We start from the raw sequence: 16,079 nt of genomic DNA on the forward strand, positions 1-16,079 counted from the left end.
AAGTCCTGATCTTTCCCCCCGAGTAAACCGGCAAAGGCCTCAACAAACGTTGGAAGAACCGATTTGGCTGATTTTGAACGGTGTTTCGAAAATCTACTTTCGCCACCAACGCTGCGCTTGAGCGTCACACACCCAACCCACTAATGCTCGATCGGTCCCTTCGGCATGACGAGCGCCGTCCCTGCAGTCGTCGGGCGCTCGATCATGCGGCGGACGCGGGGTGGCTCGTTGCCGCTGTGCAGGGCCCTTATGCGCTCGCCGATGACCGCGTCGGCGTAGGTGGCGCGCCTGTTGTGGCGGATATATTCGACCCAGGTTGGCGTGTGGTAGTGCTCGATCCATATCGAGGGATTTTCGAGATCGCGCGCCAATGTCCAGTTGCGGGCGCCGTCACGCCGGCGGATGCGGCCGCGCTCGGCCATGGTGGCGAGGAATTCCGGCACGTCCTCGTTGCGGATCACGTATTCGATCATGATGGCGATGGGACCACTGCGCGGCTTGAGATCAAGCGCCAGATGCGGCTCCTGGAAGCGGTTAAGCGGATCGAGGTTGAGCACGGCCTGCTGCGGCAGCGGCAGCAGCAGGCCGATGGCGCCTCCCGCCAGCATCGCGACGCTGGCCGCCATCAGGGCGACTTCGGCGCCATGGGCGTCGGCAACGACGCCCCAGACCCAGCTGCCGAGCGCGATGCCGCCGAAGGTTGCGGTCTGGTAGACCGAAAGCACGCGGCCGACCACCCAGCGCGGCGTCGACATCTGCACGGTGACGTTGAAGTGCGAAAGCGCTGTCACCCAGCAGGCGCCGCCGACCAGCAAGCCGAGTGAGGTCTGCCAGGCATTCTCGCTGACGGCGGCATTGAAGGCGCAGAGCGCGAAACCGGCGAATGCCATGCGCACCATGGTTTCGCTGGACAGCAGCTGCCGCAGCCTGACGCTGGTCAGCGCGCCGCCGACGGCGCCGATGCCGAAGGCGCCGAGCATGATGCCGTAGCTCAAGGCGTCGCCCTTGACGACGTCGCGCGCGACCAGGGGAAGCAGTGCCAGGACCGCGCCGGCGCTGAAGCCGAAGGCCGAGCTCCTGACCAGCACCTTGCCGATATTGGGCGACATGGCGACGTAGCGCAGGCCGGCGCCCATTGCGGCGCCCAGCGTCTCGCGCGGCAAGGTCGATGCCGGCAGTTCCGGCCTCCAGCGGGCCAGCACGACGATGAGGCCGACATAGCTCAGCGTGTTGACGGCAAAGGCCGCGGCGGCGCCTGCGGCGGCAACGATGATGCCGCCGATCGCCGGGCCGACGCTGCGCGTCAGGTTGAAGCCCATCGAGTTGAGCGCGATCGCCGCCGGCACCTTGGGACGAGGCACCATGTCGCCGACCGAAGCCTGCCAGGACGGGCTGTTGAGCGCGGTGCCACTGTCGATCAGGAAGGTGAAGGCGAGCAGCGTCCACGGCGTCATCAGGTCGAGATAGGTGAAGACGGTGAGAAGAGCCGAGACGGCGAGCATGAAGATCTGCGCGATCAGCATGATTTTGCGCCGGTTGAAACTGTCGGCGATGGCGCCGGCCAGCAGCGCGAAGAGCATGATCGGCAAAGTGGTCGAGGCCTGGACCAATGCGACCTGGTAGGACGAGGTAGCGATCGTAGTCATCATCCAGGCGGCACCGACGCCCTGGATGAGGCCGCCGAAATTGGAGACGAGGCTGGCGGACCACACCGCCCGGAAGATGCCGTGCCGGAACGGCGCCAGCGCCGAGGCGCTTTCGCTTTCCGGTGTGTCGTCGTTCATCGATGCTTTCCCGGGCTCAAATGCGTTTGTTCTTGCGATGAATCGGCCCCTCAAGCCATGGATTCAAAAAATAGAACATCACAGCGCAAAGGGCGAACGCATTCTCGAGAAAGATCATGGTCCAACAACAAGATAGCGAGCGCGGAGCCCGTCCGCGCGCGCCATAGCGGGCTCACTGCATGCCGTCCCTGACGATCGCCGCCACTTCGATCAAGCCTTCGAAATTGTCGGTGCGGCCCTGGCGGATGTCTTCGGTTTCGCGCAGCAGCCACAAACCGATCGAGATGAGATTGGCGCGCAGTTCCGTGGGCAGGGCGCTGTCGCCAGAGCGGAGATCTTCGACGAAGGCGGTCCAGACGCGACTGGTGAAATGCAGGGCCTCGGCCGCTTCCAGCGAATCACGGCCAATCATCACCGCCGCCAACAGCATGTCGATCGAACGGCTAAGAAGCTGCCGATGCCTGGCCCCGGCAGCGGTCTGCATTTCGGCTCGGGGGAATTGATACATCGTTGCTGCTCTACCGCTCCGTCGGCGTTGTCAGGTCAGGAAACTCAACAGATCGAGTTGCGAGATTTGATCCAGATGCTGGCATCGCCAGCTGCCGAATACGCACCACTTCACGAAGGGACACCACCACGCGACGCCGCGCACAAAATCGCACCTGTTGCAGGGAGCGCGAATCCGGCTCCGGAATGGTTCCGGAACATGAGGTTTTGGTGGTCGCCGCGCCCCCCGAGGAACGGCTGATTCGGCTACAATCTAACCGTAGACGAATCCGACATCAAACGCGATTTGACTGAAACGAATTCCATCGGTCGAGGCGCTCCGAGGGTACATTTTCGAAGCGCCCGTGTGCTTTGCGGCGGCCGGATCCAACTGCAAGTGTGCCGTATCGGCAGTTCGTCGATTGCGATAGGCTCCTGCTGTCGGGACGGATGGGGCGTCTGTCTCGGTTTGGGGTAACGCCGGTTGCATGCCACTGCGCGACAGAGCGCGGATTCGTGAAACTGGCTTTGGGGAATTGGGGGAAACAATGAGCGATTCAATTCAGGAAATAACGTCCGTCTCGTGGTTCGGGCGGATCAAGCGCGCGGTCGGCGGGATCGTTTTCGGCTTGCTCTTGATCGTGCTGATGGTGATCGGCCTGTTCTGGAACGAGGGTCGCGCCGTGCAGACGGCGCGTTCGCTGGCCGAGGGATCGGGCGCGGTGATCTCGGTTGGCGCCGATAGCATCGATGCTGGCAATGACGGCAAGCTTGTCCATGTCACCGGGGCGGTGACGGCGAGCAGCGGCCTTGCCGATCCGGACTTTGGCATTTCGGCGCAAGGATTGCGGCTGTCGCGCAGCACCGAGATGTACCAGTGGAAAGAAGAAGAGAAATCCGAGACGACGAAGAAGCTTGGTGGCGGCGAGGAGACGGTGACAACCTACAGCTATTCGAAAGTGTGGGACGACAGCCAGATCAACTCGTCGGAGTTCAAGAAGCCGGACGGCCATGAGAATCCGCCGATGGAGATACACAGCAAGAGGTTCCAGATCCCGGACGGCAAGCTCGGTGCCTTCACGCTCGACCGGCCGGTGCTGGACCTGATCGGCGGCGACAAGGAATTTTCACTGTCACCGGACCAGTCGGCTACCATCGATGCCGCCTATACCGGCACCAAGCGGGTCAACATCGTCGACGGAAAGATCTATCTCGGCTTCAACACCACGTCGCCGGCGCTGGGCGATTATCGCATTGGCTACGAGTTGGCGCCGCTCGGCCTGGTCAGCGTCGTCGCGCGCCAGGCAGCGGGCGGGTTCGAACCCTACCAGACAAAGGCCGGCGACCAGTTGCTGATGGTCGACATCGGCAATGTGCCGGCGGAAAAGATGTTCGCCGACGCGGTCAGCCAGAACACGCTTATCACCTGGCTGCTGCGCGCCGCCGGCCTGCTGCTGTTGGCCATCGGCTTTGCCCTGCTGCTCAGCCCGATTGGCGTCGTCCTCGACGTTATTCCTTTGCTCGGCAGCGTGGCGCGGATGGGCACCGGCATCATTGCCTTTTTCCTGGCGATCCTGGTCGGCACGACGACGATGGCGATCGCCTGGTTCTGGTACCGGCCGGTGCTGGCGGCAGGCATCCTGGCCGCCGGCGTCATCGCGGCGGCGGCGGTCTATTATCTTGGCCGCTCGCGCAGGCAGGCCGCACCGCTTGCCACGCCGAGCGCCGCTACATGATTGCCGGCACCGGCGGCACTTCTAGCGGTCCTCGAAGCCGGTCAGCACGCCGACGGCGTTGACGCCGATCTCCTCGACGGCGTAGCCGCCTTCCATGACGAACAGCGTCGGCAGGCCGAGCCTGGCGATGCGGCGGCCGATTCGGGGATAGTTTTCCGTTTTCAGCTTGAACTGGCTGATCGGGTCCTTCTCGAAAGTGTCGACGCCGAGTGAAACCACGACGACGTCAGGAGCATAAGCCGAAAGCCTCGTGCAGCCCTCCTCGAGTGAGGCGTTCCACACGTCCCAGCCGGTGCCGAAGGGCATCGGATAATTGTCGTTGAAGCCTTCGCCGTCGCCCTCGCCGCGTTCGTCGGCATGGCCGAGAAAGAACGGATATTCGGTCATCGGATCGCCATGCAGGTTCAGCACCTGCACGTCGCCGCGGCGATAGAATATCTCCTGGGTGCCGTTGCCGTGGTGATAGTCGATGTCGAGGATCGAAACGCGCCCGGCGCCATGGTCGCGAAACCATTGCGCGGCGACGGCGGCGTTATTGATGAAGCAATAGCCGCCCATGAAGGCCGCCCCTGCATGGTGCCCCGGCGGGCGGCACAGCGCGAAGGCGGAAGGCTCACCGGCCTTGACCAGCGCGGCGGCTGTCAGCGCGACATCATAGGACGACTTGATCGCGTCCCATGTGCCTTTGACAAAAGTCGCGCCGCCGTCGAAGGAGTAGAAGCCGAGCAGCGCATCGATGCCTTTCGGGCGCACGTCGCCGCGCAGGCCGCGCGTCGGCCAGGTGAAGGGAATGGCCGAACCGGTGCGGCCCGACGCTTCCCAGAGCGGCCACACGGTCGGCAGGAAATCGATGTAGTCGCTGGCATGAACCTTCTTGGCGGCGGCGAGGTCGTGACTTTCCGGTGACAGGATCGGACCGAGCTTTTCGCTCTCCACCCGCGCCCTGATGAACTCGGCGCGCGAGGGCTTTTCAAAAGCCGGCACGATGGCGCCGGCGATCAGTTCGACATTGCCGGAATGGCCGGCATGGAGAGGCGAAAAAACAGTCTTCATGAAATCTTTCCGTGGTGAGACGCGGCGACCCTAACCGTCCTGCATGGCCCTTCACAAGGCGCTGGGCCAACCAGCCATGGCTTGCTGGCACGGCAGCCGGTCGTCTAGCCTGCCGGCAGCGCAACCAAACCGTGGGAAATCATGAGTTCAAATGCCGACCTGATCGTCACCAATGCCCGCGTGCTGACCATGGATGAAGGCAATCCGACGGCCGAAGCGGTGGCGATAAAGGACGGCAACATCCTGGCGGTTGGCGATCGCCGGACGATCGAGGCGCTGAAAGGGCCGGCCACGAAGGTCATCGATGCGCAAGGCGGGTCGGTGGTGCCGGGCTTTATCGAAGCGCATATGCATCTTTTCGGCGGCGCGGCCGAACTCGACAATCTGCACCTTCAGGGCGTGCATGGCTTCGATGCGCTGAGCGACGCGATCCGCGCCTACGCGGCGGCACGGCCGAACGCCAAATTGCTGCTGGGGGCCGGCGTCGACTACACTATCCTTTCCAAGGAAGAGCCGGTCACCCGCCATCATCTCGATCGCATCATCGCCGACAGGCCGTTCGCGATGTCGGCTTCCGATCACCACACGATGTGGGCCAACACAAAGGCGCTGGAACTGGCTGGCATCCTGCACGGCAAGCAACTCGGTCCCGGCAACGAGATCGTCATGGGAGCGGATGGCCTGGCGGCGGGCGAATTGCGCGAGGGCGAGGCGTTCGGGCCGATCCTCGAGCTTTCCGGGCAGAACCGCGTGCGGCTCGGCCTTGCGACAGGCGGCGAGCCCGAGCCGTACCCTTCCGCCGCCGAAGTCGCTGCCGATCGCGACCTGATGCATCGCGGGTTGGAATGGTGCGCCCGCCACGGCATCACCTCGATCCAGAACATGGACGGCAATTTTTACCAGCTCCAGCTGCTAGCCGGGCTGGAACAGGAAGGGCGGCTGCTCTGCCGCACCAAGATACCTTTTCATTTCAAGAATTTCATGACGCTCGACGTGCTGGAAAAGGCATCGAGCATGGCCAACTCCTACCAATCGGAATGGCTGTCGTCCGGCATGGTCAAGATGTTTTACGACGGCGTGCTGGAAGGCTGGACCGCGGTCATGGTCGACGACTATGCCGACCGGCCGGGCTGGCGCGGTGAGCCGCTGTTTACGCCCGAGCATTTCGCCGAGGTGGCGCTGGAGGCCGACCGGCGCGGCCTGCAGATCGCCGTGCATTCGATCGGCGACGGCGCGGTGCGCGCGGTTCTCGACGGTTACGAGGCGGCGCAGCGGAAGAACGGCAGGCGCGACAGCCGGCACCGGGTCGAGCACATCGAGGTCACCACTGCCGCCGACGTGCCGCGCTTCGCCGAACTCGGCGTCATCGCCTCGATGCAGCCGCCGCACCCGCCCGGCGCCATGGACTTCCCGCTGGAGCCGACGCTTTCGCGCATCGGCCGCGAAAGATGGCGGCTGAGCTATGCCTGGCGGACACTGAAACAGGCGGGCGCGCATGTCGTCTTCGCTTCCGACTGGCCGGTGTCGCGGGTCGACCCGATCCTGGGCATTCAGGCGGCGGTGCTGCGCAAGCCTTGGGCAGAGGGCGATCCAGACCAGAGCTTCTCGCTGATCGAGGCGCTTGCCGGTTATACGGTCGAAGGTGCCTATGCCGAATTCATGGAACACCGCAAAGGCCGGCTGAAACCAGGCTATCTGGCCGATCTGGTGGTGCTGTCGGCCGATATCGAGACAACTGAACCGGCTTCGTTACACGAGGTGCATCCGGTCAGCACCATCTGCGGCGGCAAGATCACTTATCAGGTTTGATGGTGGCGCTGACGATGGCACGGAGCTTGCGTTCTGAACCGAGATTCAGATGCATGGTTGCCAAGCCGACCGGCATATGCTGACAATCGAATGGGAACTGGATCCGCCATCAAGAGCGGACATGACAAATGGGGTAATGCGTGCCGGATCAGCCGGGTAAGAGTGCAATCGAGGTCCGCGGCGTCCGCAAGGTGTTCGGTACCGGGGACGCACAAGTCGCCGCTCTCGACACGGTTTCGGTGTCGATCCGCGAGAACGAGTTCTTCACGCTGCTGGGGCCGTCGGGTTGCGGAAAGACGACGCTGCTGCGGCTGATCGCCGGGTTCGATTTCCCCAGCGAAGGCGAAATCCTGCTGCACGGCCAGGACATCGCGCCGCTGCCGCCGTTCAAGCGGCCGGTCAACACCGTGTTCCAGTCCTATGCGCTGTTCCCGCACATGATGGTGGCGGAGAATATCGGCTTCGGGCTGGAGATGCTGGGCAAGCCGAAGGCCGAAATCAAGGCACGCGTCGCCGAGATGCTGAAGCTGGTCAAGATGGAGGCGCTGAGCGCCCGCCGCACCAGCCAGATCTCCGGCGGCCAGCAACAGCGCGTGGCACTGGCGCGCGCTCTGGCGCCGCAGCCGAAAGTGCTGTTGCTCGACGAGCCACTGTCGGCGCTCGACTACAAGCTGCGCAAGGAAATGCAGATCGAACTGAAACGGCTGCAGCACCAGACCGGCATCACCTTCATCTTCGTCACCCACGACCAGGAAGAAGCGCTGACCATGTCGGACCGCATCGCCGTGATGTCGGCCGGCAAGATCCTGCAGGTCGGCACGCCCTGGGACATCTATGACAAGCCGGCCGAGCGCTTCGTCGCCGACTTCATCGGCGAAACCAATTTCCTGACCGCTGCCATCACCGGCATCGACAACGGCAAGGCGCGTGCGACACTCAAGTCCGGCGCGACGATCGACGCGACCGTGGCTGAGGGCTTCCAGCCGAAGGCGAATGCCACCCTGGTGGTCAGGCCGGAACACGCAAAGCTGACCGGCGGCAAAGGCGATCTTTCCGGAACCGTCGAAAACATCGTCTATTTCGGCACCGACACGCATATTCATGTCCAACTGGACAGCGGCGAAGCCTTCACCGTGCGCCAGCAGAACACGCGCAGCGCAGGCTGCGGTTTCGAGCGGGGCGACAAGGTCGGCGTCTCGATCGGCAACGACGCCGCGCAAGTGCTGAGGGATTGATGGCGAGCGCGGAAGAAGTCGCCAAGGCGGCCGAACGGCGCGACATCCGCGACCGCTGGCTGCTGTCGGCGCCGGCCCTGCTGATCATCTTCCTGGCAGCGACCGGCCCATTGCTGATCGTGCTGGTCTATTCGCTCCTGACGCCGGGTCCTTATGGCGACGTGAAGTGGCAATTTTCGCCGGAGGCCTGGATTTCGGTGTTCATGGAACGCGACATCTTTGACGACACGCTGTCGCTCGCCGCCGCCCACGTCACCATTTTCTGGCGCTCGATCAAGCTTGCCATCGCGACCACGCTCGCCACCTTGGCGCTCGGTTTTCCGACCGCCTATTTCATGGCAACGCGCAGCGAGAAGACGCGCGATCTCTGGCTGTTCCTGATCACCATACCGTTCTGGACCAACTTGCTGATCCGAACTTTCGCCGTGCTGCAGATCATCCGCAATGAAGGTCTGATCAATACAGTGCTGCTCAAGCTCGGCATCATTTCCGCGCCGATCCAGATACTCTTCACCGACACAGCGATCCTTATCGGGATGGCCTATGTCTATCTCCCGCTAATGGTGCTGCCGATCTATGCCAGCATGGAGAAGCTCGATTTCCGGCTGGTCGAGGCCGGCTACGATCTTTATGCGACACGCTTTCAGGTGCTCAGACGCATCATTTTCCCGCTGGTCAAGCCCGGCGTGATCGCTGGCTCGATCCTCGTCTTCATTCCAGCGCTCGGCGCCTATGTCACGCCCATCTTGCTCGGCGGCGGCAAGACCATGATGCTCTCCAACCTGATCGAGATGCAGTTCGGGCAAGGCCGCAACTGGCCGCTTGGCTCGGCCCTGTCGATCGCCGTCATGATCATCGTCATGGTGGCGCTGCTTGCCTATGTGCGTAACGCCGGCCGCTCAGAGATGCGCCATGGCTAGAAGCTTCGCAATCAAGCATCAGCCAGGATTCACCGCGATCGCCGCGACCTGTTTCGTCGTGCTCTATCTGCCCATCGTCATACTCGTCGTCTATGCCTTCAATGCCGCGACTTCGACCTCCGAATGGGGCGGTTTCTCGCTCAAATGGTTCCAGTCGGCTTGGCAGAATACGCAGGTGATCGACGCCACGCTGCGTTCCTTCCAGATCGGCGCCATCGCGGCAACCCTTGCGACCATCGCGGCGACCATGGCGGCGCTCGCGACAACGCGCACGGCAGCCTATCCGGGCCTGACTTTCAAATATGCGGCGATCAACCAACCGCTGATGGTGCCGGAGATCGTCACCGGCGTGGCGCTGCTGATCTTTTTTTCGCGCATAAAGATGTTCACCGGCTATTCGGGTCTCGGCTATCTAATCGCCGCGCATACGGCCTTTTGCATTCCCTTTGCCTATCTGCCGATCCGGGCGCGGCTGGAGAACATGGACCTGACGCTGGAGCGCGCTGCCGCCGATCTCTATGCGACGCCGTGGCGGACGTTCCGTCGCATCACGTTGCCGCTGCTGTGGCCCGGCATCCTCGCCGGACTGATGCTGGCCTTCGTCATCTCGCTCGACGATGTCGTCATCACCGAGTTCGTGAAATCCGGCGGCCAGGACACGTTGCCAACCTACATGCTCGGCCAGATACGCCGAGGCATAACGCCTGAAATCAACGCGATTTCGACCGTGTTCCTGCTCTTGTCGGTCGCCATCGTGACGTTGTTTTTCTTCATCAGCAGGAAACGGGACTGAGCATGAAAATGGGAGTTAGAACATGAACTGGAAGACAACAGCGACCGCCATCGGGTTGGCATTGCTCGCCTCGACGAGCCTGGCTCGCGCCGACGGCGAATTGAACATCTACAATTGGGGCAACTACACCAGCCCCGACGTGATCAAGAAGTTCGAGCAAAAATACAACGTCAAGGTGACCATCACCGACTACGATTCCAACGACACGGCACTGGCCAAGGTTCGCCAGGGCGGCACCGGCTTCGACATCGCGGTACCCTCACAAACCTTCGTGCCGATCTGGATCAAGGAAGGCCTCGTTCAGGAAACCGATCCGGGCAAGATGGAGAACTTCAAGAACGTGGCGCCGGAATGGGCCAATCCCGATTTCGATCCCGGCCGCAAATATTCCGTGCCCTGGGCCTGGGGCACGGTGGGCATAGTGGTGAACACCGATGTCTACAACGGGCCGTCGGACAGTTGGGGCATCATCTTCAACACGCCCGACGAGCTGAAGGGTAAGGTCAACGTCGTGCCGGAAATGAACGACGTCATGTTCGCGGCGACCAAATATGTCGGCGGCACGCAATGCGCCAGCGACAAGGAAACGCTGAAGAAAGTGCGCGACACGCTGGTCGCGGCCAAGCCGAACTGGATCGCGATGGAATACAACACAATCGAGAAGATGGGCGCAGGCGATTTCAAGGCGACAAGCGACTGGAACGGCTCGGCTCTGCGCCAGCGGCTGGCGAACCCCAAGATCCACTATTTCTATCCCAAGGAAGGTTTTGGTCTCTGGAGCGACAATGTCATGGTCCTGAAGGATGCCAAGAACATCGAGAACGCCAAGCTGTTCCAGAACTTCATCATGGATCCGGAGAACGCCGCCGGCCTGTCGGCTTTCCACCGCTATGCCAACGGCATTGTCGGTTCGGACAAGTACATGCCGGCCGACATGAAGGACGCGCCGGAGGTCATTATCCCGGAAGCCGTCAAAGCGCGTGGCGAGCTGCAGAGACTGTGTTCCCCGGAGGTGCAGGACATCTACAGCAAAATCTGGACCGAATTGCAGAAGTAACCCGGCCCACCCGGCGGCATTGCCGCCGGGTTTTTCCGGCGATCGGCCGTGCACGGCATCGACGCGGTGCTCGCTTAGGGCACAACAATAATCCGGAAGGAAGCGCCATGGCCGGCAAGACCGCGTTCGAAACCAGATATGGCTTTGCCCGAAACCAGGTGCTGCTCGGCAATTGGCGGGAAAGCCCGTTCAGCCGGTGGTCGTTCCAGAATGCCGGCGAGCTGGTGCCGAGCGCTGCCGTGGCGGCAAAGCCGGGCAGCAGCGAGGCGCCGGCGCGGGATTTCGGCGAGCTACTTGGTGAAAAGGTCGCTCTTGCAGGCGGCGCGGAGACTGTCGCAGCTTTTCTCAAGCGCTCCGATACCGACGCGCTGACGATCATGAAAAGCGGCAAATTCGTTGGCGACTGGTTCGCACCGCATATGGAATTCGGGGCGCGCCACATCGTCTTTTCGATCAGCAAGTCGCTGACCGCGATTGTTGCCGGGATATTGGCAGGCGAGGGGATTTTCGATCCGCAGGCTCCGGTAAGCCGCTATCTGCCCGAAGCTGCCGGCTCGGCCTATGGCGATGCGAGTGTGCGGCACGTGCTCGACATGAGTGTCAGCCTCGACTTCGAAGAGGCCTATCTCGATCCGGAAAGCGCCTTCGCCCGCTATCGCCGCGCCATGCTGTGGAATCCAGGCGGGGGCACCGAGAGCCTGGCCACTTTCCTCATGACGCTGCAGGGCCTGGCCGAGCCGCATGGCCGGACGTTCCGCTACCGTTCGCCCAATTCCGACCTGCTCGGCATCCTGCTCGAACGTGCGTCGGGCCGGCGCTTCGCCGATCTGATGCGCGAGAAATTATGGGCGCCGCTCGGCGCTGTCAGCGAAGCTTCGGTAACCGTGGACATGGAAGGCACGGCGCGTACGGCCGGCGGCATTTCGGTGACGCCGCGCGACCTCGCCCGGGTCGGCGAGATGATGCGGCAAGGCGGCATGGCCAATGGCTGCCGTATCGTGCCGGAGAGCTGGGTGCGCGACACGACCGAAACTGGCGGTGACGCCGAGGCTTGGCAACGCGGCACGATGGCGTTCCTGTTTCCGCGTGGCCGCTATCGCAACAAATGGTACCAGACGGGCGCGGCAAGCGGCGCCTTCTGCGGCATCGGCATCCACGGCCAGTGGCTTTACGTCAATCCGAAGGCCGAAATGGTAATCGCAAAGATGTCGTCGCAGCCGGTACCGGTCGACGATCCGCTCGATTTGGATATGATTTCTTTCTTCGAGGCGCTGAGCCGGATGGTCTGATCCGATCCAGACAGCCGCGCCTTTCCTGTGGACCTCTCGCCGGGTTGAAAATGGCGCAGTTGGCGCATCGGTGCTCTGCGCCTATGGTCGCGTCTCTTTTCGACGAAGAGCAGGATCGACATGGCATCCGACATCAAGCGCATCCCAACCATCATAGCCGCCGAGATCGGCGCCCGGCCCGAACAGGCCGCGGCGGCGATCGGCTTGCTCGACGACGGTGCGACCGTGCCGTTCGTTGCCCGCTACCGCAAGGAGGTCACCGGCGGCCTCGACGACACGCAGTTGCGCGACCTCGCCGAGCGGCTCGCCTATCTGCGCGAGCTCGACGCGCGCCGCGACACCATCGTTGGTTCGATCCGCGAGCAGGGCAAGCTAACGGAAGAGCTTGAGGCAAAGATCGCTGCGGCCGTCACAAAGGCCGAGCTCGAAGACATCTACCTGCCTTACAAGCCGAAGCGCCGGACCAAGGCCGAGATCGCACGCGAGCGCGGACTGGGACCGCTGGCGGAAACTATCCTGGCCGATCGTGCGGCCGTGCCGGCCGAGCTGGCGCTGGCCTACATCAGCGAAGACGTGGTCGATACCAAGGCAGCGCTCGAAGGTGCACGCGATATCCTGTCCGAACAGTTCGCCGAGAATGCCGACCTGGTCGGCAAGCTCCGTGCCTACATGAAGGAACGCGCCTTCCTGCGCTCGCGCGTCGTCGACGGCAAGCAGGAGGCCGGCGCGAAATTCTCCGACTATTTCGACCATGTCGAGCGCTGGGCCAACGTGCCCAGCCATCGCGCGCTGGCCATGCTGCGCGGCCGCAACGAGGAGGTTCTGTCGCTCGATATCGAGGTCGGTGCCGACGATGCCTCGCCGGTGAAACCGGTCGAGCGGATGATCGCCGACGCCTACGCCATCGGCCGCCAGTTGCCAGGCGATCGCTGGCTGATGGAGGTCGCCGGCTGGACCTGGCGCATAAAGCTGTCGCTGCACCTGACGCTCGATCTGATGCGGGACTTGCGCGAGCGAGCCGAGGAGGAGGCGATCCATGTGTTCGCCCGCAATCTGAAGGATTTGCTTCTCGCAGCCCCCGCCGGTTCGCGCGCCACGATGGGCCTCGACCCGGGCATTCGCACCGGCGTCAAGGTGGCGGTGGTGGACGGCACCGGCAAGCTGCTGGCGACGACAACGGTCTATCCGTTCCCGCCGAAGAACGATGTCCGCGGCACGCAGGCCGAACTGGCCAAGCTCATCCGGCTGCACAAGGTCGAGCTGATTTCGATCGGCAACGGCACTGGCAGCCGCGAGACCGAAAGGCTGGTGGCCGACATGCTGGCTGATATGCCGGCCGGGTCCGGGCCGAAGCCGCTCAAGGTGATCGTCAGCGAGGCCGGCGCCTCGGTCTATTCGGCGTCGGCAACGGCGGCGGCGGAATTTCCCGGCCTCGACGTGTCGCTGCGCGGGGCGGTGTCGATCGCGCGGCGCCTGCAGGATCCGCTCGCCGAACTGGTCAAGATCGAGCCGAAGTCGATAGGCGTCGGCCAGTATCAGCACGATGTCGACCAGTACCGGCTCGGCCGCTCGCTGGAAGCGGTGGTCGAGGATGCGGTCAACGCCGTCGGGGTCGATCTCAACACGGCGTCGGCGCCGCTTCTGGCGCGGGTTTCGGGTCTCGGCACATCGCTGGCCGAAGCGATCGTTGCGCATCGCGATGCCTCCGGCCCGTTCGCCAGCCGCCGCGAACTGTTGAAGGTGGCGCGGCTCGGACCCCGCGCGTTCGAGCAATGCGCCGGCTTCCTGCGCATTCCCAACGGTAGCGAACCGCTCGATGCCTCAGCCGTGCATCCGGAGGCCTATGGCGTGGCGAAAAAGATCGTCGCCGCCTGCGGGCGCGACCTCCGCTCGCTGATGGGCGACAGCGCCGCACTCAAGGCACTCGATCCGCGCGTCTTCGTCGATGAACGCTTCGGCCTGCCGACGGTGCGCGACATCCTGTCGGAGCTGGAAAAGCCCGGCCGCGATCCGCGCCCCGGCTTCAAGACCGCGACCTTTGCCGACGGCATCGACGACATCAAGGATCTGAAGCCCGGCATGCAGCTTGAAGGCACCGTCACCAATGTCGCGGCCTTCGGTGCCTTCGTCGATATCGGCGTGCACCAGGACGGATTGGTGCACGTCTCGCAACTGGCGGATCGGTTCGTCAAGGACGCGCACGAGGTGGTCAGGGCCGGCGACGTGGTCAAGGTGCGCGTCGTCGACGTCGATATCAAGCGCAAGCGCATCGGTCTGTCGATGCGCAAGGACGGCGACGGTGGCGCACCGAAGCCGCGCGACAATGGCAACAGGCCGGTGCCGCGCGCGCCCACGCCCCAACGCCAGCCGGAGCGGCCGGCGCAGCAGGGCGCGTTCGGCGCCGCTTTGGCCGATGCGTTGAAGCGCAAGTAATTTCGCGAGCCGGGCTGCGCCGCCAGGTCAGAAGGCGGCGCTCGACATTGATGATCCATCACCAATGCTCATGGATCGGCGAAGCTATTTCGTTTGATTTTTTGGGGACGGAAGCCGATAAGCCGCGCGTTTCAAGATTTCTGTTTGATGCATGTCGTTATCCCCAAGCTGCCGAACACCCTCGGGTCAGGCCCGTGGGCAAGCTTTGGGCGACATGCATGAGTTTGGGAGACCGAGAGCCATGGCCGCCGATAAGAATGCATTCGTCTGGGACGATCCTTTCCTGATCGAGGACCAGCTTTCGGAAGACGAGCGCATGGTGCGTGATGGCGCTGCGGCGTTTGCCGCCGACAAACTCGCTCCGAAGATCGAGGAAGCCTATCTCGAGGAGAAGACCGACGCCGGCATCTTTCGCGAAATGGGCGAGGCCGGTCTGCTCGGCATCACCATTCCCGAGGAATATGGCGGGCTCGGCGCCAACTACGTCACCTATGGGCTGGTCGCGCGGGAAGTGGAGCGGATCGACTCGGGCTATCGCTCGATGATGAGCGTGCAGTCGTCGCTGGTGATGTATCCGATCCACGCCTATGGCTCGGAAGAGCAGCGCAAGAAATACCTGCCGAAGCTGGCGTCAGGCGAATGGATCGGCTGTTTCGGCCTGACCGAACCTGATGCCGGTTCCGACCCGGGCGGCATGAAGACGCGGGCCGAAAAGACTGCGAGCGGCTACAGGATCTCCGGCTCGAAAATGTGGATTTCCAACGCGCCGATCGCCGACGTGTTCGTCGTCTGGGCAAAATCGGCCGCGCATGACAACGAGATTCGCGGCTTTGTCCTGGAAAAGGGCATGAACGGGCTGTCGGCGCCGAAGATCGGCGGCAAGCTGTCGCTGCGAGCGTCGATCACCGGCGAAGTGGTGATGGAAGGCGTCGAAGTCGGCGAGGACGCGCTGCTGCCCAATGTCTCGGGCTTGAAGGGGCCGTTCGGCTGCCTCAACCGCGCGCGCTACGGCATCTCCTGGGGCGCCATGGGCGCGGCGGAGGATTGCTGGCACCGCGCCCGCCAGTATGGCCTCGACCGCAAGCAGTTCGGCAAGCCGCTGGCCGGCACGCAGCTTTTCCAGAAGAAGCTCGCCGACATGCAGACCGAGATCGCGCTCGGCCTGCAGGGCAGCCTGCGCGTCGGGCGGCTGATGGATGAAGGCAAGATGGCGCCGGAGATGATCTCACTCGTCAAGCGCAACAATTGCGGCAAGGCGCTCGACATCGCCCGCCAGGCCCGCGACATGCATGGCGGCAATGGCATCCAGATCGGCTACCACGTCATGCGCCACGCCCAGAACCTGGAAACGGTCAACACCTATGAGGGCACGCATGATGTGCATGCGCTGATCCTCGGACGGGCGCAGACCGGGTTGCAGGCGTTCTTTTAGCATTGGCAGATGTCCTCCGCTTCCAGGACGCCACTGCTTCGCATCTTCCCTC

12 protein-coding genes are annotated in these 16,079 nt (G+C 63.2%); 9 read left to right on the forward strand and 3 right to left on the reverse strand.

Going from position 1 to position 16,079, the window contains the following annotated elements; translation table 11 throughout:
• Positions 1–140: 140 nt before the first annotated feature.
• Both NKH43_RS06220 and flaF read right to left on the reverse strand, forming a co-directional pair.
• Positions 141–1,784, reverse strand: coding sequence for an MFS transporter (locus tag NKH43_RS06220; RefSeq protein WP_023720230.1), 1,644 nt, complete (start codon positions 1,782–1,784; stop codon positions 141–143).
• Positions 1,785–1,956: 172 nt separating this feature from the next.
• Positions 1,957–2,292, reverse strand: coding sequence for a flagellar biosynthesis regulator FlaF (flaF, locus tag NKH43_RS06225; RefSeq protein ID WP_352857045.1), 336 nt, complete (start codon positions 2,290–2,292; stop codon positions 1,957–1,959).
• Positions 2,293–2,818: 526 nt separating this feature from the next.
• Between flaF and NKH43_RS06230 the strand changes: the two genes are divergently transcribed.
• On the forward strand, positions 2,819–4,006 hold the full coding sequence (locus NKH43_RS06230; RefSeq protein WP_352857047.1) for a TMEM43 family protein: 1,188 nt from the start codon (positions 2,819–2,821) through the stop codon (positions 4,004–4,006).
• Positions 4,007–4,027: 21 nt separating this feature from the next.
• On the opposite strand, the gene NKH43_RS06235 is transcribed toward NKH43_RS06230, so the two are convergent.
• Positions 4,028–5,059: a histone deacetylase family protein gene (locus NKH43_RS06235; RefSeq protein WP_352857049.1), complete on the reverse strand. Its 1,032-nt coding sequence runs from the start codon at positions 5,057–5,059 to the stop codon at positions 4,028–4,030.
• A gap of 141 nt (positions 5,060–5,200) precedes the next feature.
• Here NKH43_RS06235 and NKH43_RS06240 point away from each other — a divergent pair, with 141 nt between their 5' ends.
• From NKH43_RS06240 to NKH43_RS06275, 8 genes are all read left to right on the forward strand, one after another.
• Positions 5,201–6,868 (forward strand): amidohydrolase, encoded by a 1,668-nt coding sequence (locus NKH43_RS06240; protein ID WP_352857051.1) that lies wholly within the window; start codon positions 5,201–5,203, stop codon positions 6,866–6,868.
• Between the two features lie 140 nt (positions 6,869–7,008).
• Entirely contained in the window at positions 7,009–8,103 is a 1,095-nt protein-coding gene (locus NKH43_RS06245) for an ABC transporter ATP-binding protein (RefSeq protein WP_352857053.1), read from the forward strand.
• A complete protein-coding gene (locus NKH43_RS06250) occupies positions 8,103–9,023 on the forward strand; it encodes an ABC transporter permease (RefSeq protein ID WP_352857055.1) in 921 nt (306 codons plus the stop codon). Before NKH43_RS06245 ends, NKH43_RS06250 begins: the two co-directional genes overlap by 1 nt.
• Positions 9,016–9,816 (forward strand): ABC transporter permease, encoded by an 801-nt coding sequence (locus tag NKH43_RS06255; protein WP_352857057.1) that lies wholly within the window; start codon positions 9,016–9,018, stop codon positions 9,814–9,816. The genes NKH43_RS06250 and NKH43_RS06255 overlap by 8 nt, the downstream gene beginning before the upstream one ends.
• A gap of 22 nt (positions 9,817–9,838) precedes the next feature.
• Complete coding sequence (locus NKH43_RS06260; protein WP_352857059.1) at positions 9,839–10,873, forward strand: ABC transporter substrate-binding protein; 1,035 nt, start codon at positions 9,839–9,841, stop codon at positions 10,871–10,873.
• A gap of 107 nt (positions 10,874–10,980) precedes the next feature.
• Positions 10,981–12,162 (forward strand): serine hydrolase domain-containing protein, encoded by a 1,182-nt coding sequence (locus NKH43_RS06265; protein WP_352857061.1) that lies wholly within the window; start codon positions 10,981–10,983, stop codon positions 12,160–12,162.
• 120 nt (positions 12,163–12,282) lie between these two features.
• A complete protein-coding gene (locus NKH43_RS06270) occupies positions 12,283–14,595 on the forward strand; it encodes a Tex family protein (RefSeq protein WP_352857063.1) in 2,313 nt (770 codons plus the stop codon).
• Between the two features lie 241 nt (positions 14,596–14,836).
• Positions 14,837–16,027, forward strand: a complete 1,191-nt coding sequence (locus NKH43_RS06275; RefSeq protein WP_352454106.1) for an acyl-CoA dehydrogenase — start codon at positions 14,837–14,839, stop codon at positions 16,025–16,027.
• The last annotated feature ends 52 nt before the right edge of the window (positions 16,028–16,079 follow it).

Origin of the sequence: Mesorhizobium sp. M1163 (assembly GCF_040318415.1) — a bacterium.
In the GTDB taxonomy this organism is placed as follows: Bacteria; Pseudomonadota; Alphaproteobacteria; order Rhizobiales; family Rhizobiaceae; genus Mesorhizobium.